This window comes from Harryflintia acetispora, assembly GCA_004340125.1.
Taxonomy (GTDB): domain Bacteria; phylum Bacillota; class Clostridia; order Oscillospirales; family Ruminococcaceae; genus Harryflintia; species Harryflintia acetispora.
The window spans coordinates 1-22475 of sequence record SLUK01000005.1; the positions used below are offsets into that span (position 1 = coordinate 1).

At 62.1% G+C, this 22475-nt stretch carries 21 protein-coding genes; 9 read left to right on the forward strand and 12 right to left on the reverse strand.

The window, feature by feature from the left end:
* Window positions 1–149 precede the first annotated feature (149 nt).
* Window positions 150–2063 carry a molecular chaperone HtpG gene (gene htpG / locus EDD78_RS06630; protein WP_079699585.1) on the reverse strand — a complete coding sequence of 638 codons (1914 nt, stop codon included), beginning with the start codon at window positions 2061–2063 and terminating at the stop codon, window positions 150–152.
* A 429-nt stretch (window positions 2064–2492) separates the two neighbouring features.
* Between htpG and EDD78_RS06635 the strand changes: the two genes are divergently transcribed.
* The 6 genes from EDD78_RS06635 (at window position 2493) to EDD78_RS06660 (ending at window position 6317) form a co-directional block, all read left to right on the forward strand.
* Complete coding sequence (locus tag EDD78_RS06635) at window positions 2493–2669, forward strand: spore coat associated protein CotJA (RefSeq protein ID WP_242942183.1); 177 nt, start codon at window positions 2493–2495, stop codon at window positions 2667–2669.
* On the forward strand, window positions 2662–2916 hold the full coding sequence (locus tag EDD78_RS06640) for a spore coat protein CotJB (protein ID WP_132084398.1): 255 nt from the start codon (window positions 2662–2664) through the stop codon (window positions 2914–2916). The genes EDD78_RS06635 and EDD78_RS06640 overlap by 8 nt, the downstream gene beginning before the upstream one ends.
* A gap of 3 nt (window positions 2917–2919) precedes the next feature.
* Complete coding sequence (locus tag EDD78_RS06645; protein ID WP_079699588.1) at window positions 2920–3558, forward strand: manganese catalase family protein; 639 nt, start codon at window positions 2920–2922, stop codon at window positions 3556–3558.
* A gap of 158 nt (window positions 3559–3716) precedes the next feature.
* Window positions 3717–4382: a DUF2786 domain-containing protein gene (locus EDD78_RS06650; protein WP_079699589.1), complete on the forward strand. Its 666-nt coding sequence runs from the start codon at window positions 3717–3719 to the stop codon at window positions 4380–4382.
* 5 nt (window positions 4383–4387) lie between these two features.
* Window positions 4388–5212 (forward strand): alpha/beta hydrolase, encoded by an 825-nt coding sequence (locus tag EDD78_RS06655; protein ID WP_132084399.1) that lies wholly within the window; start codon window positions 4388–4390, stop codon window positions 5210–5212.
* On the forward strand, window positions 5205–6317 hold the full coding sequence (locus EDD78_RS06660; protein ID WP_132084400.1) for an SLC13 family permease: 1113 nt from the start codon (window positions 5205–5207) through the stop codon (window positions 6315–6317). The genes EDD78_RS06655 and EDD78_RS06660 overlap by 8 nt, the downstream gene beginning before the upstream one ends.
* A gap of 33 nt (window positions 6318–6350) precedes the next feature.
* On the opposite strand, the gene EDD78_RS06665 is transcribed toward EDD78_RS06660, so the two are convergent.
* From EDD78_RS06665 to EDD78_RS06715, 11 genes are all read right to left on the reverse strand, one after another.
* Window positions 6351–7565 carry a phosphopentomutase gene (locus EDD78_RS06665; protein ID WP_132084401.1) on the reverse strand — a complete coding sequence of 405 codons (1215 nt, stop codon included), beginning with the start codon at window positions 7563–7565 and terminating at the stop codon, window positions 6351–6353.
* Between the two features lie 22 nt (window positions 7566–7587).
* Window positions 7588–8742, reverse strand: a complete 1155-nt coding sequence (locus EDD78_RS06670; protein ID WP_132084402.1) for an alanine racemase — start codon at window positions 8740–8742, stop codon at window positions 7588–7590.
* Between the two features lie 6 nt (window positions 8743–8748).
* The gene (locus EDD78_RS06675; RefSeq protein ID WP_132084403.1) at window positions 8749–9852 is read right to left on the reverse strand and encodes an aminotransferase class V-fold PLP-dependent enzyme; all 1104 of its coding nucleotides are present in this window, start codon (window positions 9850–9852) and stop codon (window positions 8749–8751) included.
* Window positions 9853–9943: 91 nt separating this feature from the next.
* Window positions 9944–10861, reverse strand: coding sequence for a phosphotriesterase family protein (locus tag EDD78_RS06680; RefSeq protein WP_132084404.1), 918 nt, complete (start codon window positions 10859–10861; stop codon window positions 9944–9946).
* Between the two features lie 34 nt (window positions 10862–10895).
* A complete protein-coding gene (locus tag EDD78_RS06685) occupies window positions 10896–12188 on the reverse strand; it encodes a YhfT family protein (protein ID WP_132084405.1) in 1293 nt (430 codons plus the stop codon).
* 24 nt (window positions 12189–12212) lie between these two features.
* Window positions 12213–12575 (reverse strand): DUF2620 family protein, encoded by a 363-nt coding sequence (locus EDD78_RS06690; RefSeq protein ID WP_079699597.1) that lies wholly within the window; start codon window positions 12573–12575, stop codon window positions 12213–12215.
* 42 nt (window positions 12576–12617) lie between these two features.
* A complete protein-coding gene (locus EDD78_RS06695; RefSeq protein WP_242942223.1) occupies window positions 12618–12971 on the reverse strand; it encodes a PRD domain-containing protein in 354 nt (117 codons plus the stop codon).
* A gap of 23 nt (window positions 12972–12994) precedes the next feature.
* Window positions 12995–13912: a GntR family transcriptional regulator YhfZ gene (yhfZ, locus tag EDD78_RS06700; protein WP_165873133.1), complete on the reverse strand. Its 918-nt coding sequence runs from the start codon at window positions 13910–13912 to the stop codon at window positions 12995–12997.
* Window positions 13913–14298: 386 nt separating this feature from the next.
* Window positions 14299–15633, reverse strand: coding sequence for an enolase C-terminal domain-like protein (locus tag EDD78_RS06705; protein ID WP_132084407.1), 1335 nt, complete (start codon window positions 15631–15633; stop codon window positions 14299–14301).
* Between the two features lie 16 nt (window positions 15634–15649).
* A complete protein-coding gene (locus EDD78_RS06710; protein WP_132084408.1) occupies window positions 15650–17374 on the reverse strand; it encodes an amidohydrolase in 1725 nt (574 codons plus the stop codon).
* A 30-nt stretch (window positions 17375–17404) separates the two neighbouring features.
* Window positions 17405–18805, reverse strand: coding sequence for a YfcC family protein (locus tag EDD78_RS06715; protein ID WP_132084409.1), 1401 nt, complete (start codon window positions 18803–18805; stop codon window positions 17405–17407).
* A gap of 470 nt (window positions 18806–19275) precedes the next feature.
* On the opposite strand from EDD78_RS06715, the gene garR reads away from it, so the two are divergent.
* From garR to EDD78_RS06730, 3 genes are read left to right on the forward strand one after another with little or no spacing between them, the layout of a single operon-like run.
* The gene (garR, locus tag EDD78_RS06720) at window positions 19276–20163 is read left to right on the forward strand and encodes a 2-hydroxy-3-oxopropionate reductase (protein ID WP_132084410.1); all 888 of its coding nucleotides are present in this window, start codon (window positions 19276–19278) and stop codon (window positions 20161–20163) included.
* A 16-nt stretch (window positions 20164–20179) separates the two neighbouring features.
* Window positions 20180–21091 carry a dihydrodipicolinate synthase family protein gene (locus EDD78_RS06725; RefSeq protein WP_132084411.1) on the forward strand — a complete coding sequence of 304 codons (912 nt, stop codon included), beginning with the start codon at window positions 20180–20182 and terminating at the stop codon, window positions 21089–21091.
* Entirely contained in the window at window positions 21088–22413 is a 1326-nt protein-coding gene (locus EDD78_RS06730) for an enolase C-terminal domain-like protein (protein WP_132084412.1), read from the forward strand. The genes EDD78_RS06725 and EDD78_RS06730 overlap by 4 nt, the downstream gene beginning before the upstream one ends.
* Window positions 22414–22475: the final 62 nt, after the last annotated feature.

Sequence of the window (22475 nt, forward strand, 5' to 3'; positions counted from 1 at the left end):
GCCTGCAGGAGCGGTACGGCGGCGATGCCAAGGAGGCCGCCGGGGACGGCGGCAAGGAGAAGCAAAACCCCGGCACCGGCGGGTGCCGAAGATAAAACAACAAGGGGGCCCGGCAGTATCAGCTGCCGGGCCCCCCGTTATATTTACCGCTATTTTTCCATCAGCTTGCAGATTTCGTTAGAGAAGGCGACCGGGTCCTCGAGGGACAGCCCCTCGATGAGCAGCGCCTGGCCGTAGAGCAGCCTCGCGTAGCTGCCCAGCTTCTCCCGATCGGCGGCATACAGCTCCTTGAGGGCCGCAAACACCGGGTGGGAGGGGTTGAGCTCCAGCACCCGCTGGGCCTTCATCCCCTCGCCGCCGCCCGGCATCGAGCTCAGCACCTTTTCCATCTCCAGCGAGAGCATCCCCTCGCTGCTCAGGCAGACCGGATGGGTTTTGAGCCGGGAGGACAGGCGCACCTCGCTGACCTTGCCGCCCAGCGCCTCCTTGACGGCAGTGAGCAGGTCCTTGTTTTCCTCGCTCTGCTCCTTCGCCTGCTCCTTCTCCTCCTCGCTTTGCAGGTCCAGATCGCCCGAGGAGGCGGACTTAAACTCCTTGCCGTCATACTCGTGCAGCATGGTGAGCGCGAACTCGTCCACGTCGTCGGTCAAATAGAGGATCTCGTAGCCCTTTTCCTTGAGCAGCTCGATCTGCGGCAGGGCGGCGATCCGCTCGACGGTCTCGCCGCAGGCGTAGTAGATGTACTTCTGCTCCTCCTTCATCCGGCCGATGTACTCGGGGATGGTGGAGAGCTTCCCTTCGGCGGAGGAATAGAACATCAAGAGGTCCTGCAGCAGCTCCTTGTGCGCGCCGTAGTCGCCGTAGACCCCGTATTTGATCTGAAGACCGAAGTTCTTCCAGAACTTCTCGTATTCCTCCCGCTCGTTTTGGAGCATGGACAGCAGCTCGGACTTGATCTTCTTTTCCAATCTCGAAGCAATGATCTTGAGCTGCCGGTCATGCTGGAGCATCTCGCGCGAGATGTTGAGGCTCAGATCCTGCGAATCGACCAGGCCCCGCACAAAGCTGAAGCAGTCGGGCAGCAGGTCGGCGCACTTGTCCATGATCAGCACGCCGCTCGCGTAGAGCTGCAGCCCCTTTTCGTAGTCGCGGGAATAGTAGTTGTAGGGCGCGCGCGACGGGATGAAGAGCAGAGCGTTGTAGGTGGCGCTGCCCTCGGTGGAGGAATGGATCACCCGCGCCGGGTCCTCGTAGTCGTGGAACTTATCCTTATAAAAGGAGTTGTAGTCCTCCTTCTTGAGCTCGTTTTTGTTCTTCTTCCAGATCGGGACCATGCTGTTGAGGGTGACGTTCTCGACATAGGTCTCGTATTCCGGCTTGTAATCCTCTTTTTTGGTCTCCTCCTCGGGCTTCTCGATGAGGCGGCTGCGCTCCATATCCATTTTGATCGGGTAGCGGATATAGTCGCTGTAGCGCTGCACCAGCTCCTGGATCCGGTAGGGCTCGAGGAACTCGTCGTAGTTGTCCTCGTCGGTGTTCTCCTTGATCTTGAGGACGATGTCGGTGCCGTTTGTTTCCTTCTCGCAGGGCTCGATGGTGTACCCCTCGGCTCCCTTCGATTTCCATTCCCACGCCTCGTCGGCGCCGAAGACCCGGCTGCGCACCGTGACGAGCTCGCTGACCATGAAGGCGGAGTAGAACCCCACGCCGAACTGGCCGATGATGTCGATCTCCTCCTTGGGCTCGTTCTCCTTTTTAAAGGCGAGCGATCCGCTTTTGGCGATGGTGCCCAGGTCCTTTTCCAGGTCCTCCCGGCTCATGCCGCAGCCGTTGTCCGACAGGGTCAGAACGCGGGCCTCCTTGTCCAGTTTGATATCGATCCTGAAATCGTCCCGGTTAAGGCCGGTGTTCCCCTCGCCCAGCGACTGGTAATACAGCTTGTCGATCGCATCGCTCGCGTTGGAGATCAGCTCCCGCAGAAAGATTTCACGATGGGTATAGATGGAGTGGATCATCAGATCCAGCAGGCGTTTGGACTCCGCCTTGAATTGTTTGACGGCCATATATGCTGCACCTCTTGATTGATGATATTTAGCACTCATATATTCAGAGTGCTAAATTAATCATAGCGCCTGTCCCATAAAAAGTCAAGCGCCTAGCGAAATGTTTACAAATTTGCAAAATCTTGAGCCCTCCCCTGCGGCGGGAAAAACTTTCTGCGCCACGCGCCGGACAAAGAGCAGGCTCAAAGCGTACGAAGCGCGCGCTTTCTTTCCATTTTCAAAATTCTTTCCATCCGGACAGGCACGCGCCAAGAGAACCCGCCCCGCGGCGGAGTCATAGACTACTAGTAGCAGGCGCGCTGCAATGACAAACATAGCGCCGCCGCGCCTTCACGGTACGGCGGTGGTCCATGCGCTTCCCGTCCGGGCGTGAGATCCAGCCGCAGCCCGGGCCAGGCGCTGACAAAATCCGCGAAAGGAGAAATCAATTTGAACGAAAGCAAAATGGATAACATCTTCCACGGCGAAGTGCCGCTGGCGATGGCCTATGTCCCCATGCAGACCTGGGGCATGCTTTACGAAAACGAGGTCGGGCTTGACCGCGGAACCATCTTCAGACAGCTCGACAAGCCCTTTTTAGGAGAGGAGGCGGTGCCCCGTGGATAATCGCGACGCAATGCTCAAGCGCGTACAGGTGTACGATTTCGCCCTGTATGAGGCGCGGCTCTTCCTGGATACCCACCCCACCTGCAAGGAGGCCCTGGATTATTATAACAAGCATCTCGAGATGGCCAAGGCCGCCAAGGATGAATTCGAGGCCAAGTACGGCCCGCTGATGGCGGAGAACAACAAGGGCGACTCCTGGGAATGGATCAAAGATCCGTGGCCCTGGGAAAACAACTGGGAGGCGTGACGTATGTGGACTTATGAAAAGAAACTGGAGTATCCGGTAAAGATCAAAACTGCCAACCCCAACATGGCGAAGCTGATTATCAGCCAGCTCGGCGGCCCCGATGGTGAAATGGGCGCCGCGACACGCTATCTCAGCCAGCGCTACTCCGCCCCCTGGGCGCAGGTCAAGGGTACCCTGACCGATATTGGTACCGAGGAGATGGGCCACGCTGAAATGATCTGCGCGATCATCCATCAGCTCACCCGCAACCTCACCCCCGAACAGATCAAAAACAGCAGCTTTGCTGCCTATTACACCGACCATACCACCGGGCTTTATCCGGTGGACGCCAATGGCGTCCCCTTCAGCGCTTCGACCCTTCAGTCGACCGGCGACACGGTCACCGACCTCAACGAGGACCTGGCTGCCGAGCAGAAGGCCCGGACCACCTATGAAAATCTCCTGCGCCTGGTCGACGACCCGGACGTGCGGGATGTTCTCAAGTTCCTGCGCGAGCGCGAGGTCGTGCACTATCAGCGCTTCGGCGAGCTCCTGCGTATCGCCCAGGAGAATCTGGACAGCAACAACTTCTACGCCTTCAACCCCTCCTTCGACGTGCGCCGGCCGCAGCCGAGGAAGGGTACCCCCTACACCGGAGCCTGAATTTAATTAACCCTTTCAAAGAGCCAGTGCTTAAAAAGCGCTGGCTCTTTTTATCAGGATAATTTCTTTTGATTCCATCGACTGTACACTGGAAAAAAGAAGCAAAAAGTGATAGAATAAATAGGATTTGGGACTATGCAACGTAAAGGAATTTAGCAATGGATATCAAAGATAAAATCAGTAAACTGCTCGCCCTCTCCGAAAGCCCAAACGAACATGAGGCCCAGCTGGCGCTGCAAAAGGCCAAGGAGCTGATGACCCAGCACCGGCTTTCGGTGGAGGACCTCACCCCGCAGAGCCGGGTGATCCACCGGGAAACCGACGTCACGTTCAGCAAACGGCGGGATTCCTGGACCCTGGCGCTGGCCGGAGTGATCGCGGAAAATTACTGCTGCCGCGCCTTCTCCCGGCGTCGCAGCGGCATGCAGACGCGGAAGGTCTGCTTCGCCGGCTTTCCCGCCGACATCGAGCTGTGCGAAAGGGTCTTTCGCTACGCGCTGGACTGCGTCAAGGGCTGGATCGCCAACACCACCCGGCGCAACAAGTCCCTCTATTCGGCACAGGAGCTCAGCGCTTTGTCAAACAGCTATGCCAAGGGCTACATCGCAGGGGTATACACCTCCCTGCGCAAGCAACAAAAGGATCAACAGGAATGGGGGCTGATCGCCTCCCCCCGCAGCGAAGTGGATGAGAGCGTGCGGGACCTGCGCACCGAGCGGGTAGCCGGAGAAGACGAGATTGTGAAGTCCATCTACCGCGTGGGCTTTAAAGACGGCGTGCAGTTCAGCGTTTCGGACAAGCTGGAAGGCCGCGGCAAGGAGTGAACGGCATGGAATACATCAGACAGGAAATCATCCCCCATACCCCCGGCCGGGACCCAAAACAGGCGGCGGTGCTCGAAGGGTATCTCCCCGACGTGTCGCAGGAGATCGACCCCGGCCGCCTGCGCCCGGCGGTGCTGGTGCTGCCCGGCGGGGCCTACGCCATGACCAGTGAAACCGAGGGGGAGCCGGTGGCCCTCAAATTCGCGGCTGCCGGGGCCTGCGCCTTTTTGCTGTGGTATTCGGTGGCGCCCGCCCGCTTTCCCCAGGCGCTGTGCGAGGTGCTGACGGCCCTGCGGCTGATCCGCCAAAACGCCGTGCTCTGGAACATCGATCCTGAGCGGGTCGCGGTCTGCGGCTTCTCGGCGGGCGGCCATCTCGCCGCGAGCGCCGGGGTCTTCTGGGACCGGGATTTTGTCAAGGAGATCCTCGGCCGGACGGGGCCCTCCCTGCGTCCGGACCGGCTGATTTTATGCTACCCGGTGCTGGGCGGGACGCGGTATACTCACCGCGCCTCGATGGAAAACCTGCTGGGGGAAAGCCCATCCCAGGCGCTGCCGCGGCAGATGGACCTCTACGAGCAGGTCGATGAACGGACGCCCGAAACCTTCCTCTGGCACACCGCCGAGGACGAGTGCGTCCCGCCAATGGGCTCCCTTCTCTTCGCGCAGGCGCTGCTTCGGCATGGGGTCGCCTGCGAGCTGCATCTCTACCCCCGCGGCGGGCATGGGCTGTCGCTGGGGAACTATCTGAGCGCCGACGAGCCCTTCTCCCCCCATGGGCACACCGTCTCCCAGTGGTTTGACAACGCGGTGCGCTTCCTCTATGAATAGGATCGTCCGTTTTCTGAAAACCGAGCCGGTGCTCTGCGTTTCGGCCGCGGCGGCTTTGCTTTCCATGCTGCTTGTGCCGCCCTCCCCCGCCTATTGGGGCTATCTCGACTTTCGGGTGCTCTCCCTGCTCTTCTGCCTGATGGCGGTGGTGGCGGGACTGCAGTCGGCCGGGGTATTTGAAGTGCTCTCCCAGCGGCTCTGCCTGCGCGCAAACGGCGTGCGGGCGCTGAGCCTCATTTTGGTGCTGCTCTGCTTTTTCTCCTCCATGCTGATTACAAACGACGTGGCGCTGATCACCTTCGTGCCCTTCGCCATCGGGGTGCTCGGGCTGACGGGGCAGCAGGAGCTGCTCATCCCGGTGGTGGTGCTGCAGACGGTGGCGGCCAATCTCGGCAGCATGCTCACTCCGGTGGGCAACCCGCAAAACCTCTATCTCTACTCCTTTTATGAGATGGCGCCTGGGGATTTCTTTTCGCTGACCCTTCCGCTGACCGGGCTGAGCCTCCTGCTGCTGGTCCCCTGCTGTCTGCTGGGAAAAGAGCGGCATTTAACAATCTCCTTTGCCGCCAAAGCGAACGTGACAGACCGCAGGCGGGCGCTCCTCTATGGCGTGCTGGCGCTCGTCTGTCTGCTGGGCGTCTTTCGTCTGCTGCCCTACCAGGCAGCGCTGGCGGCCGTCCTGGGGTGCATGCTCCTGTGGGACCGCCCGCGCTTTCGGGCGGTGGACTATGGATTGCTTTGCACCTTCGTCTGCTTCTTTATCTTCGTGGGAAACCTCGGGCAGCTCGGGGCGGTGCGCGCGCTCGTCTCGTCCCTGCTGCAGGGACGAGAGCTCCCCGCCAGCGCGCTGATCAGCCAGGTGATCAGCAACGTCCCGGCGGCGGTCATGCTCTCCTCCTTTACCGGCGACGCCCGTGCCCTTCTCGCCGGCACCAACATCGGCGGGCTGGGCACGCTGATCGCCTCCCTTGCGAGTTTGATCTCCTTCAAATTCTACTGCAAAACGCCGGGCGCCCGCCCGGGGAAATACCTGCTGGTCTTTACGGGAGTAAACCTCGTGTTTCTTTTGATTCTGCTCTGCTGCGCACAGCTGATGATATCCTGAAAAGGCGTGGGACACTTAAGTGTCCCACGCCTTTTAGCCAGTAATCTCCCGCAGAAAACTGATCCCGTTTTCCGGCGCCGAAACGCCGAAATAGTCCGCCGCCGTCGCCCCCACGTCCGAGAGGGTGCCGCGCGTGCCGATATTCCCCGCGCGCACGCGCGGCCCCCAGATCATCAGCGGCACGCACTCGCGGGTGTGGTGCGGGTGCCCGATGGTCGGGTCGTTCCCGTGGTCGGCCATCACCACCAGGATGTCGTCCTCCCCCATGGCCTCCATCAGCCGCGGGAGCAGGGAGTCTGCAATGGTGAGGATGCGCGCGTACTTCTCCACATTTTCCTGGTGTCCGCTCAGGTCGGTCTCCTGCACGTTGCAGCAGATGAAGCCGTGCCGAAGCCCCTTCGCGATCTCGATGGTCCTGCCCAGCACCCGGGCGGTCTCCACGATTGAGATGCTCTCCCCAAAGGGGTTCTGGATCACGTCCGCCGCCTTGCCCAGCAGCTTGACCGGTATCCCCTCCCGGCCCAGTATGGTGGGCACCTGCACCTCGGGGTCCACCCCGTAGCCGAGGTGGATACAGTGGTAGTCGTTGTCGTACACCCCCGAGCGGGGGGCGTTTACCCCGATGTAGCCGTCCTCCTTCTCCTCGATGGCGGCGAGGATATTGTCTATCGTCACCCCCCGCCCGCCGAAGGTGATCACCCGCGGCACCACCGAGACCGCGCGCACCAGCTTTCCGATTTTTAAAACCTCGTCGAAGTCCAGCACGTCGAGCGCGGCGGTGACGTTGAAGGCCTGCCCGGGGTCGCACTCGATGTTGTCCGCCACGGTGAGGGCTTCTTCCACGATGAGCAGCCGCCGCTCCCCGCTGCCCCGGTAGACCTCGACGCGGTAGCCCGCCTCCTTGAGGGTGCGTTCGATCACGTCGATCTTTTCTTTGATCGGCTCGCCGAAGGGCTTCTTCGGGCGGGTGCCCATGATCTCCTGGTGGCCGAAGAAGGTGTCCGCCCCGTAGTGGGTCAGCTTCGCCTTGCCCCAGGTGGCCCCCTCGACCGGCTTCATCGCCGGCGTCTCCCCGCCCGCGGTGTTCATCAGCCCCAACTGCTCGAGGGTGGGCAGATGGAGCTTTGGCTTACGTTCCAGGATATGCATGCAGGTATTGGCGCCGGTGTCGGCCGGGCGCACCTGCGGCACGTCGTCCATCTGGCCGACGCCGAACCCGTCCAGCACGATGATAATAAATTTGCCCAAATTCTGGCCCCTTTCCTATCGGTCAGCCCCCGATGGGCTGGCCCTGCGCGGTGTATATTCCGCTGATCGCCGGTTCCCCCCGTGAAATCCCCTCCACCAGCGCCACCCGGCTGCGGGTAACGAAAATCTGGGTGCGGAAAGCCATGACCACGCTTTCGGACACCGGGCACTCCCCACTCAGTCCGAAGTGGTAGTCTATGCTCTCGTCGGTCGGAGGGATCACCCCGACGATCCTGCCGCTCTGCAGTCCCCCGATGAGCGCCTGGGACACATGCGAGCGCCGGTAATGCCCGCCGCCGTAGCAGTAAGCCTTCCCGTCAAGATTGTGCGAAACCTCGCTGAGATATACGATGGCCGGGATTTCCTCCTGGTCCGCCGCCGCATGCAGCGGGGTGGTACCACTCAGGCCGTGCCCCGGCTCGCCGTGGGTCCCCCCGGCCGCGGCGATGGAGGGCAGGCTCTGGCAGCAGGTGGCGCTGGGCATGTTCATCTGCTCGACGGTAAAGCCCGCGCGCTCGAGCATCCCCTTGGCCGCGTGGATGGTCTGCAGGTTGTGGGTCGGGGCGATCTTTCGCAGCTCCTCATCGTAGAGGAAGCAGGGGAAGGTGGTCAGCCCCGCCACTGTGACGTGCTGGAGCTGGCGCAGCGCCTCCAGCGCCTCGGGCAAATCTTTCAGATAGAACCCGCCGTACTGCCCGGAATAGAGAGTATCCTCGGGGTCGAGCACCCGCAGCAGCAGCCTTTGCCGCAGCCCCAGCCGCCCGCAGGCCGCGTCGGCCTCCCTGGCCTTCTCGATGGAGTAGACGGTCATGTAGTCCGGGCGGGCGGCGAGGATTTCTTCGAGCGCGCTCTTCGGTACCTGGACCAGGTGCCCCACATGCCCGATGTGGATTCCCGCCCTGATAAAGCTTTGCGCCTCCTCGAAGTCCACCGTCACCGCCCCTTCGTAGCCCAGCGCCGCCAGGCGGCGGGCGATCTCGGGATTGCGCCCGAGCTGCTTGAGCATATAATAGAGCTTGACGTCGCAGGCGTCCGCGCACTGCTTGATCTTTCTGGCGTTCTCGAGCAGCGCATCCATGTCGATGAGATAGGTGTCGGGCAGCAGCCCCTCCCCGTGCAGGCGGATTGCCGCCTCAACAAGGCCGGGATTGCGCCGGATGGTTTGTGTTAAAAACACGCCGCTTCAACCCTCTTTCGCTTCTTTGATTGCCTGAGAAAGGATGCGGATCACAGTATCCGCCCCGCCCCGCATGGGATTGATCCGGATCATCCGCCGCTCGAGCGCGGGGTCCTGCTGGCGGAAGGTGCCCGAGAGGCGGTAGAACATCGGCACGAACTCGTATTTTGACTCCGAGCCCACCGGGTGTGGCGCCCCGCCGCAGCCGACGGCGGCCTTCAGCACCTGCGGGGCGATCTCCTCGTCGAACTCGACCAGGAGCACCTTGCTCTGGGCGTTGGCCAAAAAGGCCTCCTTCACGCCCGCCACCTCGCCGGCACACAGGCGGCGCACCAGCTCGTCGGCCACGTCGCTCTCGACCGCCAGCGCGACCGGGGCGTAGATCAGTCCGCGCAGCACCGCCATGGCCTCGTGCCCCTGCACCTGGCTGCCGCCCGAATAATTCCAGGCGCGCACCCGCTCGATGAGCTCATGCGAGCCGGCCAGCACCCCGACCCCCTCGGGGCCGAGGAGCTTGAAGCTCGAAAAGCTCGACAGGCTCGCCCCGCACTGCACCCCGATCTGCGGGATCTTCATGACGGCGTAGTTGTCGTCGGTGAGCACCGGCAGCGCGGGACATGCGGCGTGGATCTCCCCGATCACCGCCCCGAGGTCGTACCGGTCGTCCGGCTTCTGGCGGGTGACCTGCACGAGCGCCCCCCCAATATCCGGGTTCCCGCGCAGCACCCGCGCGATCTCGCCGGGGGTGTTATAGTCCGCCTCCACCGGCCGCAGGTTCATCGTCTCGATGGTGACCTTGGTGGTGGGATAGATGGGCGCCTTGTGCACCAGCAGCTTTCCGCCGTTATGCATAAAGCTCGTCAGCCCCCAACGGATGGCCCCGGTCCCGGCCCCGCGCACCAGGGTTGCATCCTCGGCTCCGAACACCTCTGCGATGACCTGTTCGGCCTTGTGGGTGGCGACGGGGCGGTTGAGCCCCTCCGACACGCCGAGATCGCCGAGGGAAAGGACCGCCCGCCCGTCGAAGTGGCGGGTGACGGCGTCCACGACCCGGAACTGGAGCTGTTTGGCCTCCTCGAGACTGACGGAGTGCAGCGGGTAAGTCTTCATCTGGAATGATCCCCCAATCCTCCCGCATGAGCGCGGGCTTCGTGAAGGGGCGCCAAGCGCTCCCGAAAGGAACCGCCCGGCGCCCGATTCGTCACTCTCCCTGCCGGATATCCAAAATCCTGGCGGGATTTTTGCACAGTAATTTGTCGAGCGTCCTCTCGTCCACCCCGCGCTCACGCAGCATGGGCAGGAAGTAGCCCAGCACCGCGGTGTAGCCGAGGCCGCCCTCCTCGATGAGGTAGGAGCGCCGCGAGACGTCCTCGCTGAGCAGCAGATGGTCCTCATACCCCGCTTCGAGCAGCTTTAGCAGGTCGTCGGCGCGCGCCTCGTCGCTGAGGTAGGCGCCCTTGCCCACCGTGTCGATGGCGAGGTTTACCCCGCGCTCAAGCAGGCTCTTTTGATAGCCGGCGTCGTGGCTGAGGTCGGTGTGACCGAGGATGATCTTATCCGTCTGCATCCCTTGCGAGAGGAACAGCTCGATCTGCTCGTGACCGAGCCTGCCCATCTGGCAATGGGTGCTCACCGCGCAGCCGCATTCGGCCGAGGCCATCCCGGCTGCCACGAGGACCTTTTCCTCAGAGGGATAGATTTTCTCCTCCGAGGTGGCCACCTCGGCGATCAGCCCGGCGCGAATGCCGGTCTCCCCGATCCCCTCTTTGACCTCGCGCAGAAAGAGGGCGCAAAGCTCCTGTGCCGGGGCGGTCTTTACCCACTCGCTGTGGTACTCCTTGAGGTAGAAGCCGGTGGAGCAGACGATCTGCACGCCGGTTTTTTCCGAGAGGCGGCGCAGAGCCAGCACATCCCGGCCCATGTCGTTGGTGGTGACCTCGACGGCGCTGCGGCAGCCGAGCGCGCGGGCCTTTAAAAGCTCCCTCTCCACCTGCCCCATGTCCTCGAGCACCGAGTAGTCGTCGTGGCGCACCACGCGCAGATCGACCGCGAAATGCTCATGCGCCATGGTGACCCCGAGCTGCTCTTTCTTGATATCTCCGGTTACGGTATGAATCATGGAAAACCGATACTCCTTACGCGAAGCGTTTATACTAGGCGATTGGGACGAAGAGCCCCAGCACGCACAGAATGTTGAGAATGATACCCGTTGCAATGGCGGCGACCGGGCCGATGGCCATCTTCATGATCCGTCTGCCGGTCATCTCGTTGATGAAGTAGATCATCGCGCCGATGAAGAAGCCGGTGTAGCCGCCCATCTTGACGACGGCGTTGATCGCGCCGATGAGCAGGGCGAACTCCATCACGGTGGTCATCGAGGAGCGGATGCTGTCCGAAGCCTCGCGGATGGACGGGAACTTCCCTAAGAACTTGCCGATCAGGCCGAGCAGCATGACCTCGACGAGGATCATCAGAGCGCCGCCGATGGCCGCGAAGATCGGGTTGGGCATGAGGTAGCCGATCGGGTAGACGAAGGTGAGGCCGGCCACGCCGTAAACGCCGGTGGTGATGGCGGTGGTGGCGATCAGCGGGATGAACCCGAGGCCGCGCATGAACTCGGCCAGGGCCGCCTGGCTGACCAGCGCGTTGTTGCCGGTCTTGTAGGCCTCGGCCAGGGTATAGATCGAGACCTCGCTGCCCGCGAAGACGCCGATGTTACAGGCAACCGCGATAAAGGCGCCGCCGATCATCAGGAACACGACGTTCTTGCGGATACGCGCGATACGCTCGGTAAAGACGTTGTCCTCCTCCTCATTCTTCGGGAGCTTGCTCTGGGTGTCCTTCGCGATGGCGAAGATGATGAGCAGCAGCACGCCGACGAAGATCTGGATGGACTCGACGTAGATGGTGGTGAAGCGCACGATCAGGATACGCACGATAAAGGTGATCGCGGTGGCGGTGACACCCTTCTTGGCGCCGAACTGCATGAAGATGGCGACCAGCGGGAAGAGCGCGAAGCCGGAAACCACCGGGTCGCTCAGGGCGCCCATTGCGCCGATGAAGTCAACCGGCAGCGAGGTGAGCGCGGTGTTGATCAGCCCCAGCGCGGAGACGGTCAGCGCCCCCCACGCGCCGCCGAGCAGCGCCGCGAGCCACTTGCGGTTGGCGATGATCCCCAGCACGTCGGTGGTCAAGAAGAGCAGCCAGGGGTTGAGTATGCCGGTGGCCACGGTGTGGGCGATACCGACCGACGCGATAAAGCCGACGCTCAGGCCGAAGGCGACCGAAGCCATCTCCGGACGCTTCATGCGCCCCTCGATAAACTCCGGCAGTACCGGACGGATTCCGTCATGGAATACCGCGACGCCCAGATGTGCCATCAGGGCGGTTGCCGCGCACAGCAGCGTGACGACGATGAGATTCAGTGCCGAAAATTCAACTGTCATTGCCTAACCCTCCCAAAGTTTCTGTTATTTCTGATGTTCCAGCAGCGCTTCCACCAGGACGGGGATGGTCCCATCAATCGAATCCACTGCCAGGCCAAAAGCGATTTTGCCATCGCTGATGAACTTTTCCACCTCTTCTTTTTTCGCCACATGGCCGTTTTTGGCCACCGTGCAGCATTTGGAGTAGCCGATCATTCCGATGAGGATCGAAATCGCCGCGCCTCCCCCGCTCTCACAGCCGCCTATGTAGTAATCCACCTCGCCCTTCTTGAGCATGGGGACCGCGCCGATGTCGGTGGTGATCACCGTCTCGATCTTCCCGTCCGACGCTTTCTTGATCGCGGCTTCCATCTCGTTTTTCTTCATCCCGCCGATCGCGATTTTCATATGGATTCCTCCTTTATCAGATGGTAATTCCCTGCGTCCCGTTTAACTTTCAAGCTGGCTGAGCACCTGTACAACATGTACGAGGAAGAACTGCCGCTCCTCCTCGGGAAGCGCCGCCGTCAGGGTCTCGAGCAGCCGGGCAACGATCTTTTGCGCGCGCTCATACTCCGGTTCCTCGGCCGCCTGGGCGTACACCTCGGGGTCGAGCGGCTCGACCGCCTCGCCGGTGCGCACCCGCCGCAGCGCGGCGCCGATATGGGTGATCATCACCCCGGCGTTTTCTTCGGTGAGGGCGATCCCGAATTCATCTTTGAAGAGCCGCACCACCGCGCACAGGTCCTTGTGCTCCTGTTCGCTGGAAAGACCGCACTCCTTCATGATGTCGATCCGCTCCATGATATCCAAAACAGTTCCTCCTTTTAATAGTGCGGGGTGATCTTCCCCTCGAGCACCTCTTTTTGATAGCGCAATACGCTCTCCCGCTCGAGCAGCCGCCGCAAAAGATGGTAGACCAGCTCGTTGTCCCTGCGGCAGATGACCACCGCCTCGGTGTCCACCACGCTGAACATCCGGTCATCCAGCAGCTTGTATTTCAGATGGTTGCCCACCAGGTCGATGTCGTCCAGATTCCAGACCGCCGCGTCGATCTTGAGCGTATTGAGGTAATGGATGATCTGGTTGTAGATCAGCGGCACGTATTCCACGTCGCTGCCGCCAAAGTAGGCGCGGGTCAGGGTTTTCTGGTCCACCGAGGTGTTGTCTACCCCCACCCGGTGGATCCCGGTCTTGTCGTAGTCCTCCCGCACCAGCAGCACATGCCTGCCGACATAACTGTAGTGGCCGAAGTTTTCCACGATCCTCACCGGCTCGCCCCGGTCGATATAATATTGCGCGGTCAGCTGCGACATGACGGCAAAGTCGTACCTTCTTTCCGCCAGGCCCTCCAGGCGGTGGTCGGAGCCGTGCATGAAGGCGAGAACGGCACTGAGCCCGCTGTTTTGCAATGTTTCATAAATCCCGGTCGCCAGCCCCTCGTACTTCTTGGAATAGGGCAGCGGCATGACCCCCACCAGGGTCTGGACCCCGGCGAACTCGATCAGCTTGATCCGGTCCAAAAAGGTGAGAAAGGTCCCCATATGCCCCCTGGGCTGGAGCGTGATCGCCCCCTCCTCGCGCAGCAGGGAAAAGGCGGTCTGAACCGTACCCCGCGAGACGCCGTAGCGCTCGGAGAGCTCGACCACCGTGGGCACGCGGTCCCCTTCATCGAGCGCGATGAGCTCGGCGGCAACCTTCTGGGTGATGATCCCCACCTTTTGAATGAGTTTTCCTTTCTCCACTGAACTTCCTCCCTGTGACATCCGCTTGAAAGCTCAATATACGAAATTTTGTATTTTTCGCTTTCATCATATCATCGGTTTTCTGGAATTGCTAGTGGCAAAGATTCCAAAAGCAACGCCGCTTTTTGTGCGAATCAACTATTTCTATTTACAAAATACTGTTAAATTTGTACGAAATACTTTATCTTTGTATTTTCATTATATGCCCTCCCCCGCACCAGCATGCCATCTATTATACTGAATTTATTTTATTTTGTAAATTCAATTTATGCCGTCACAGTTTGTCCATAATTATATGGAAAATTATTTATATTTCCGTCTGAAAAAGACGAAAAAAAACGCCCGGCCAAAAAATTTTTGGCCGGGCGCGAGGCTCTTTACTTTTTTCAGCGGATCAGGCAGGGCCGCTTGGGGTCGAAGGTCCAGCCCGGGATCAGATACTGCATTGCCGCCGCATCGTCGCGGTCGTGCCGCCCGAGCTTACAGTAAAGCGCATGGGCCGCCAGAATCCGGTCCATGTCGGCCTCTACCCCGAGCCCCGGACGGTCCGGGAGTTCGATATACCCGTTTTTAATCTCCATCGGCTCCCTGGTCAGGTACTGCCCGTCCTGCCAGATCCAGTGGGTGTCCATCGCGGTGATTTCGCCGGGGACGGCCGCCGCCGTCTGGGCGAAGATGGCCAGCGAAATGTCGAAGTGGTTGTTCGAGTGGCTGCCCCATTGTAATCCGAAATCCCGGAGCACCTGGCCGGCGCGCACCGACCCCTCCATCGTCCAGAAATGCGGGTCGGCCAGCACAATGTCCACGCTGTGGGAGAGGACGCTGTGCCGCAGCTGCCGCCAGTCGGTGGCGATCATGTTGGTGGCCACCGGCAGTCCGGTCTGCCGCTTGAATTCGGCCATGATCTCCCGCCCGGAAAAGCCCTGCTCGCCCGAGCAGGGGTCCTCGCAGTAGGAGAGGATCCCCCGCATCCCGCGGCAGAGTTCGACTGCCCGCCGCAGGCTCCAGGCCCCGTTCGGGTCGATGTTGATCCGTGCGGCTGGGAATTCCCTTTTGAGCAGGCGCACGGTCTCCATCTCCCGCTCGCCGTCTTGCACCCCGCCCTTGAGCTTCAAGCATTCAAAGCCGTAGCGCTCCTTGGCGGCATGCGCCTGCTCCAGGATTTCTTCCGGCTCGAGCGCTTTGCTGCAGCGCTGGCGAAACCAGCGCTCATTGCTGCCGCGCTCGTCCAGATAGGGCAGCGGCGTGCGGCCCTTATCCGCCACGTAGAAGAGGTAGCCGAGGGTCTGTATTTTCTCCCGCTGCCGTCCCCCGCCCAGCAGGGCGCTGACCGGCAGGCCCATAAACTTTCCCAGCAGGTCGAGCAGGGCGCTCTCCACCGCCGTTTCGGCGTGGACGACGAACTGCAGCTTTTTAAGGTCCAGCCCCTGCAGCCCCTCGCCGTCGCCCCCTTCGTGCAGGCGGCCAAGGTCGCGCAGAATCTCCTTATACTCCCCGACCGCGCGCCCCACGACCAGCTCCCGGCTCCCTTCGAGCGCCGCAGTGATCGCGTCCCCGCCGTGCACCTCCCCGAGGCCGGTGTTGCCCGAGGAGTCGGTGAGCAAAACGATGTTGCGGGTGAAAAAGGGCGCGTGGGCGCCGCTCAGGGTCAGCAGCATGCTGTCATAGCCCGCCACCGGGATGACCTGCATACCGGTGATGATGGGGGTTCCTCTCTCCATTTGTCCGCCTCCCGCGTCACTTGGATTCGTAAACGATCTCGCCGTCGAAGACGGTGCGCAGCACCCTGGTGCGCTCGATCATCAACGGGTCGCAGTGGAAGATGTCCTGACTGAGCTCCAGAAAATCGGCGTACTTTCCGACCTCCAGGCTGCCGAGCATATCTTCTTTAAACATCGCGTAGGCCGCGTTGATGGTGTAGGAGCGCACCATCTCGAGCACCGAGACCCGCTCATCCGGCCCCAGCAGCCATTTGGGGTCATCGGCGTCGGTGATCGGCTCCACCCCGTATTTTTCGGGCGAATAGAGGTTGCGGGTCACCCCGGCCTCGATCGCCTGGAAGGGGTTCGGGTCCACGGTCGAGGGCTCGTCGGAGGAGTTGGTCACGACGATCCCGGCCTCGAATAAGCTGCGCAGGGGGTAGACCCGCTCTGCCCGCTCGGGCCCGAGCATGGGCAGCAGCTCCTCCTCCCAGACCCCCGGCTCCTTGAAATGCCAGAAGGTCTGCACCGCGGCGGTGCAATGAAGCGCGGCCAGCCGGGGGATGTCCCGGGGCTTTGTCACGTCGAGGTGCGCGACCCCGGTGCGCCAGTCGCCCTCGCCCGCCTCACGCTGCGCCTGCCCGATGCAGTCGAGCGCCACGCTGGTGCTCTCGTCCCCGATCGAGTGGATATGGATTTGCAGCCCCCGGCGCAGCGCGCCGAGAAAGGCGGCGGCGAGCTTTTCGCGCTCCCACAAAAAGTAGCCGCACTGCGCCTCTTCGCCGGGCGCCGCATTGCTGTAGGGCTCGGAGAGGTAGGCGGTCCCGCCGCCGGTGGTGCCGTCGCCAAAGAACTTGGCCACCCGCAGATCGAGCCGCTCGGAGCGGTACTCCTCCCGCTTTCTCGCGATGTAATCGAGCTGCTCCCCGATCTCCCGCTCGGGGTAGACCGTCAGCGAGGCGCTCACCCGCATCTTGAGCTCCCCGCGCCCGTCGAGCTCATGCATGGCCGCGACCGGGTTCGGGGTGATCTGCCCGGACATCGACATCATCCCGGTGTAGCCGAAGCGGTGCATCTGCTCCTGATAGGCGCGCAGCGCGACCATGTCCTGTTCTTCGCTGAAACGCGGGCGTGGGATCTCCACCCCCTGGATGTCACAGATCGTTCCCCAGAGCTCCCCGTCTTCATCATGGTGGATCACCCCGGACGCGGGGACGGTGTCCCTCTCCACCCCGAACAGGGAGAAGCCCTTGGAATTGACCCACCAGCTGTGCCCCTCCATCGCCTGGATGACGATGGGCTTATCCTTACAGACCTCGTCGAGCCACTCCTTTTTCGGACCCCGCCAGTCCCCGGCGATCTTATTGGAATAGCCGAAGCCGAAATACCGGTCCATCCCGGGGTGGGCCTCAATGAAGTCCCGGGCGGCCGCGACGGCCTCCTCCTTCGTTTCAGCGTCCCCCATAAAGATGGTAAACATCTTCTTTTCCAGCACGCCCGGGGCGTGGGTATGGGTGTCGATCATGCCGGGCAGGACCGTGTGCCCGCAAAGGTCGTGCAGCCGGGTGCCCTCGCCCCGCAGGGCAAAGACCTCCTCCTCGCCGCCCACCGCGGCGATCCGCCCGCCCTTGACGGCCAGCGCTCCGGCCGTGCGGTTTTCCTGATCAATTGTATAGATGGTCCCGCCGAACCAGATGTCGTCTGCCGGCCCGGGAGGTCCCGGCAGCGGCCTGGGGCTTACGTATACCCTGTCTTGCTCCATAAAGAGCCCCTCCTTTCCAAAGGTGCGCGATCATGCCCAGCCGGTCAGCACTGCGAAGACCAGCGAAGCCGCTCCGATCAGCACCCAGATTCCCACCAGCGGGATAATGAACTTGACCCACTTGCCGTAGGGCACGCCGGACATTGCGATACAGGCCATGGTGGTGCCGCCGGTCGGGATGATGATGTTGGACAGGCCGTCGCCGAGCTGGACCGCCCAGCAGACCGTCTGGCGGGTCAGGCCGAGCACGTCGCCCATCGGGGCCATGATCGGCATGACGACGTAGCCCTGGCTGGTGGAGGCGGGGGCGAGGGCGTTAAAGAAGAAGTTGAAGATGAACATCCCGACCGCGGACACGGTGCCGTGCACCCCCATAAGAGGCTTGGTCAGGTAGTAGACGATGGTATGGATGATGTTCCCCTTGGCGAGCACCACCGAGATGGCGCTGGCGAAGCCGACCATCATGGTCGGGATGACCACGGCCTCGGCCCCCCGGGTGAAGGACTGGGCCATCTCGTTGGGGGACATGCGGCTGATGAGTCCGGCGAAGATCGCCTGCAGGAACAGGATCCCCGACAGCTCAGCCACCCCCCAGTCGAAGGCGTTGACCGCCCAGACGTAGAAGCCGAACGGCACCAGGAAGCCCACCAGGATGATCCCGTGGCGCAGGGTGAATTCCTTCTCCTCGGGCACGCCGTCTATCGCCACGTCCTCCTTGAGGATCCCGGTGACCGAGGCCGCGGGGTCGCGCCGGATCTTGCGCATATACCGCACCATGAAGACGAGGGTCACGATCCCGATGAGCATGCAGACCACGAAGCGCAGGGTGAAGCCCGAGAAGATGGGCAGCCCGGCGATGATCTGGAAAATACCGACGCTCCAGTACCCCACCGGGGTCGGCGAGAAGCCCGCCATGTTGGCCACGAGGGTGAGCATCAAAACGCAGATCGCGTCCAGCTTGAGGCGTTTACAGAGCATCATCACCAGCGGGATGAAGACGACCACCTCGTTGTCGATGACCTGCAGCGCGCCCAGCACGAAGAGCAGGATGAAGAAGAGCACCGGGGCGATCAGCTCCTTGCCCTTGCTGCGGCGCAGGATGGCGAAGATGGCCGCGTCGAAGGTGCCGGTGTCGGTGATGACCTGCACGAAGCCGCCGGCGAGCAGGATCAGAAACGCGGTGGACGAGGCGCGCGCCAGCCCCCCGTAGATCGAGCCCGCGAAATCCATCAGGCTGACCGGCGAGCTCTCCACGAAGGTGAAGGAGTTCGGGTCGATCAGGTCGGGATTGTTCGGGTCGGGCTGGTAGCTGCCCGCGGGCAGGACGTAAGTCAGGATCGCCGCAAGCACGATGAAGCCGAAAATCAAAACGAAGGTATTCGGCAGCGCAAACTTGCGCTTTTGTTTTGCCTTGGTTGCAGGCTGGGCCATAGGTACTTCCTCCTCTTGCAAAAATAGCGGTGCTATTTTCAAATTTTTTGGCCGGTCCCCGGCCGTGCGCAATACGAGCTTGCCTTCATTATAGTGACTGGCCGCGCTGAAAAACAATTGACAAAAAACATGAACTTGCGCCCGGACTTTTAATAGAATGGTGAAGCGTTCAAATTTTGAAACAAATACTTTCAAATATCATTTCAAAACCTTACAACATGATCAGGCATACGCTTCCAGGGCCTTCCGCCCTCCTTCTGCCAGTTTACTGATCTGCAAGAATTTGAAAGAAAAATGAACGATTATTTTTCATTTTTTGCACTGTCATGCAGGATGTTGCAAAAGGGAATGCAACTTCGTTCCTTTTGTCAATAGCAATGGCGGGCGTTTTCTCCTTATAATATGGATAAGCGGGGGACGCGAGCTACCCTTCCCCGAATCTGAAACCGTAATTTTAAGGAGGATTCGCTATGAAAATAGGACTGATCGGACTGGGGATCATGGGCAAGCCCATGGCCAAGAACATGCTGAAGGCGGGGTACGACCTGACCGTTTACGACCTGAACGCCGCGGCCGTCGAGGAGATCGTCGCCGCCGGGGCCAAGGGGGCGAAAAGCCCCCGCGAGATCGGCGAAACGTGCGACGTGATCTTGACCATGCTGCCCAACAGCCCGCACGTCAAGGCGGCGGTGCTCGGCGAGGGCGGGGTGATCGAGACCGTGCGCGCAGGGACCGTGCTCATCGACATGAGCAGCATTAACCCCATCGCCTCGCAGGAGATCGCCGCCGCGCTCGCCGAGCGCGGCGTCAAGATGCTCGACGCGCCGGTCAGCGGCGGCGAGCCCAAGGCGATCGACGGGACCCTCTCCTTCATGGTGGGGGGGGACCAGGAGGTCTTCGACACCTACAAGCCCCTGCTCGAGACGATGGGCGCCAGCGTGGTACGCTGCGGCGAGGTCGGGGCCGGGAACACCACCAAGCTCGCCAACCAGGTGGTGGTCGCGCTGAACATCGCGGCGGTGTCCGAGGCGCTGATGCTCGCCAAAAAGGCCGGGGTGGATCCCCAGCTCGTCTTCGAGGCCATCCGCGGGGGGCTGGCCGGCAGCACCGTGATGGACGCCAAGGCGCCGATGATGATAAGCGGCAACTTTAAGCCCGGCTTCAAGATCGACCTGCACATCAAGGATTTGCAAAATGCCATCGACACCGCGCACAGCGTGGGGGCTCCCCTGCCCATGACCGCCTCGGTCATGGAAATTTTACAGAACCTGCATGCCGACGGCTGCGGCCAGGAGGACCACAGCGCGATGGCCCGGTACTATCAGAAGCTGACCGGCACCGCGATCGGCCGGGACTAGGTTGGGAGGAGCGGACATGGACTTTTCACCCCGGGGGATCATTCCCCCGATCATCACCCCCTTCGATGGCGGCGGCCGGGTCAACGAGCCGGTCCTGCGCGCCCTGACCGACCATCTGATCGGCCAGGGGGTGCACGGGCTGTTCCCGATGGGCACGACGGGGGAATTCTACGCGGTCAGCGACGAGGAATACCGGCGGGTGATCGAGACCGTGGTCTCCCAGACCGCCGGTCGGGTCCCGGTCTACGCCGGGACCAGCCACATCACCACCAGGGGCACCATCCGGCTGATCCATCTCGCCGAGCAGGCGGGGGCGGACGCCGTCTCGGTGCTGACCCCGATGTTCATCAGCCAGACGCAGGAGGAGCTCTACGGGTTCTACCGCACCGTCGCCGAGAGCACTTCCCTGCCCATCATCCTTTACAACAACCGCCCCAAGACCAACGTGACCATCGAGCCGGCCACTGCCGCACGGCTGGCCGAGATCGACAACATCGTCGGGATCAAGGACAGCACCGGCGACTTCACCAACACCGAGGAATACCTGAGATTAACCCGGGGGTGCAAAAACTTCAGCGTCCTGCTCGGGCGGGACACCCTGATCCACGCGGGGCTCTGCTATGGGGCCGCCGGGGCGATCGCCAGCTGCGCGAACGTCGCCCCGCGCCTCGCCGCCGACATCTACGACAAGTTCGTCGCCGGGGACCTGCGCGGGAGCCTGGAGGCCCAGTTCCGCCTGGCCCCGCTGCGGATCGCCTGCGAGATGGGCACCTTCCCCGAGGTCATCAAGGAGGGGCTCTCTTTACAGGGGTTCGAGGTGGGCAACTGCCTCGAGCCGATCGCCCCGCTCCCGCCCTCCCAGCGCGAGCGGCTGCGCGCGATCCTCTGCGAGATGGGCCTCTGCCGCGAAGGGGGGCTTGCCTCATGACGCCGAAGATAGAGCTGATGGAGGTCTTCCCGGTCGCAGGGCACGACAGCATGCTCTTAAACCTTTCGGGGGCGCACGGGCCCTATTTCACCCGCAACGTCGTCCTGCTCACCGATTCCAGCGGTAACATTGGCCTTGGCGAGGTACCGGGCGGGCCCAAGATTACGGCGGCGCTCGAAGGGGTGCGCGCGGCGGTCCTCGGCAGTGAGATCGGCCGGTACAAGGACACCCTGTTAAAGGTCGGACGGCTCCTGGCCCAAAGCGGCGGGGAGGACGTGCGGGGCAGTCAGACCTTCGATCTGCGCACCGGGGTGCATGCGCTCACGGCGGTGGAGAGCGCCCTGCTCGACCTGCTTGGGAAACATTTGGAGGTGCCGGTCTCCTCCCTGCTGGGGGACGGGCGGCAGCGCGACGAGGTCGAGGTGCTGGGCTACCTCTTTTATATCGGCGAGGGCGCGCGCACGAACCTCGATTACCTGCCCGGGGAGGCGGGGGACGGCTGGTACGGCCTGCGCCGCCGAGAAGCGATGACGCCCGAGGCCGTCGTCGCCCTGGCCGGGGCCGCCAAAGAGCGGTACGGCTTTCGGCATTTCAAGCTCAAGGGCGGTGTGATGGAGAGCCGGGAGGAAATGAAGGCCATCTTGGCGCTCAAGGAGAGCTTTCCCTCGGCGCGGATCACCCTCGACCCCAACGGTGCCTGGAGCTTATGCGAGGCCATCGAACTCTGCCAAGGCAAGCAGGGCATCCTCTCCTACTGCGAGGACCCCTGCGGGGCCGAGGGCGGCTTTTCGAGCCGGGAAATCCTCGCGGAGTTCCGGCAGGCGACCGGCCTGCCGGTGGCCACCAACATGGTCGCCACCGACTGGCGGCAGCTGCGCCATGCGCTGCTCTCGCAAAGCGTGGACATCCCGCTGGCCGACCCGCATTTCTGGACCATGGCGGGCAGCGTGCGGGTGGGGCAGCTCTGCAGCGACTTCGGGCTGTGCTGGGGCAGCCACTCGAACAACCACTTCGACATCTCGCTGGCCATGTTCACCCAAGCCGCGGCGGCGGTGCCGGATCCCGTCACCGCCATCGACACCCACTGGATCTGGCAGGAGGGGTGCGAGCGGCTGACCAAGGCGCCGCTCGAAATTGAGGATGGGAAAATCCGGGTGCCAAACACGCCCGGCCTCGGGGTCGAGGCGGACCGCGCGCAGATTGAAAAAGCGCACCGGCTCTATCTCGAGCAGGGCCTCGGCGCGCGAGACGACGCGGCGGGGATGCAGTTTTACATCCCCGGCTGGACATTTGACCCCAAGCGCCCCTGTATGGTACGATAAAAGCTGCATAAGGACACCGTCAATCGCATTGCTTCGCCGGTTTCCCTAACGCCTTTTAAGAC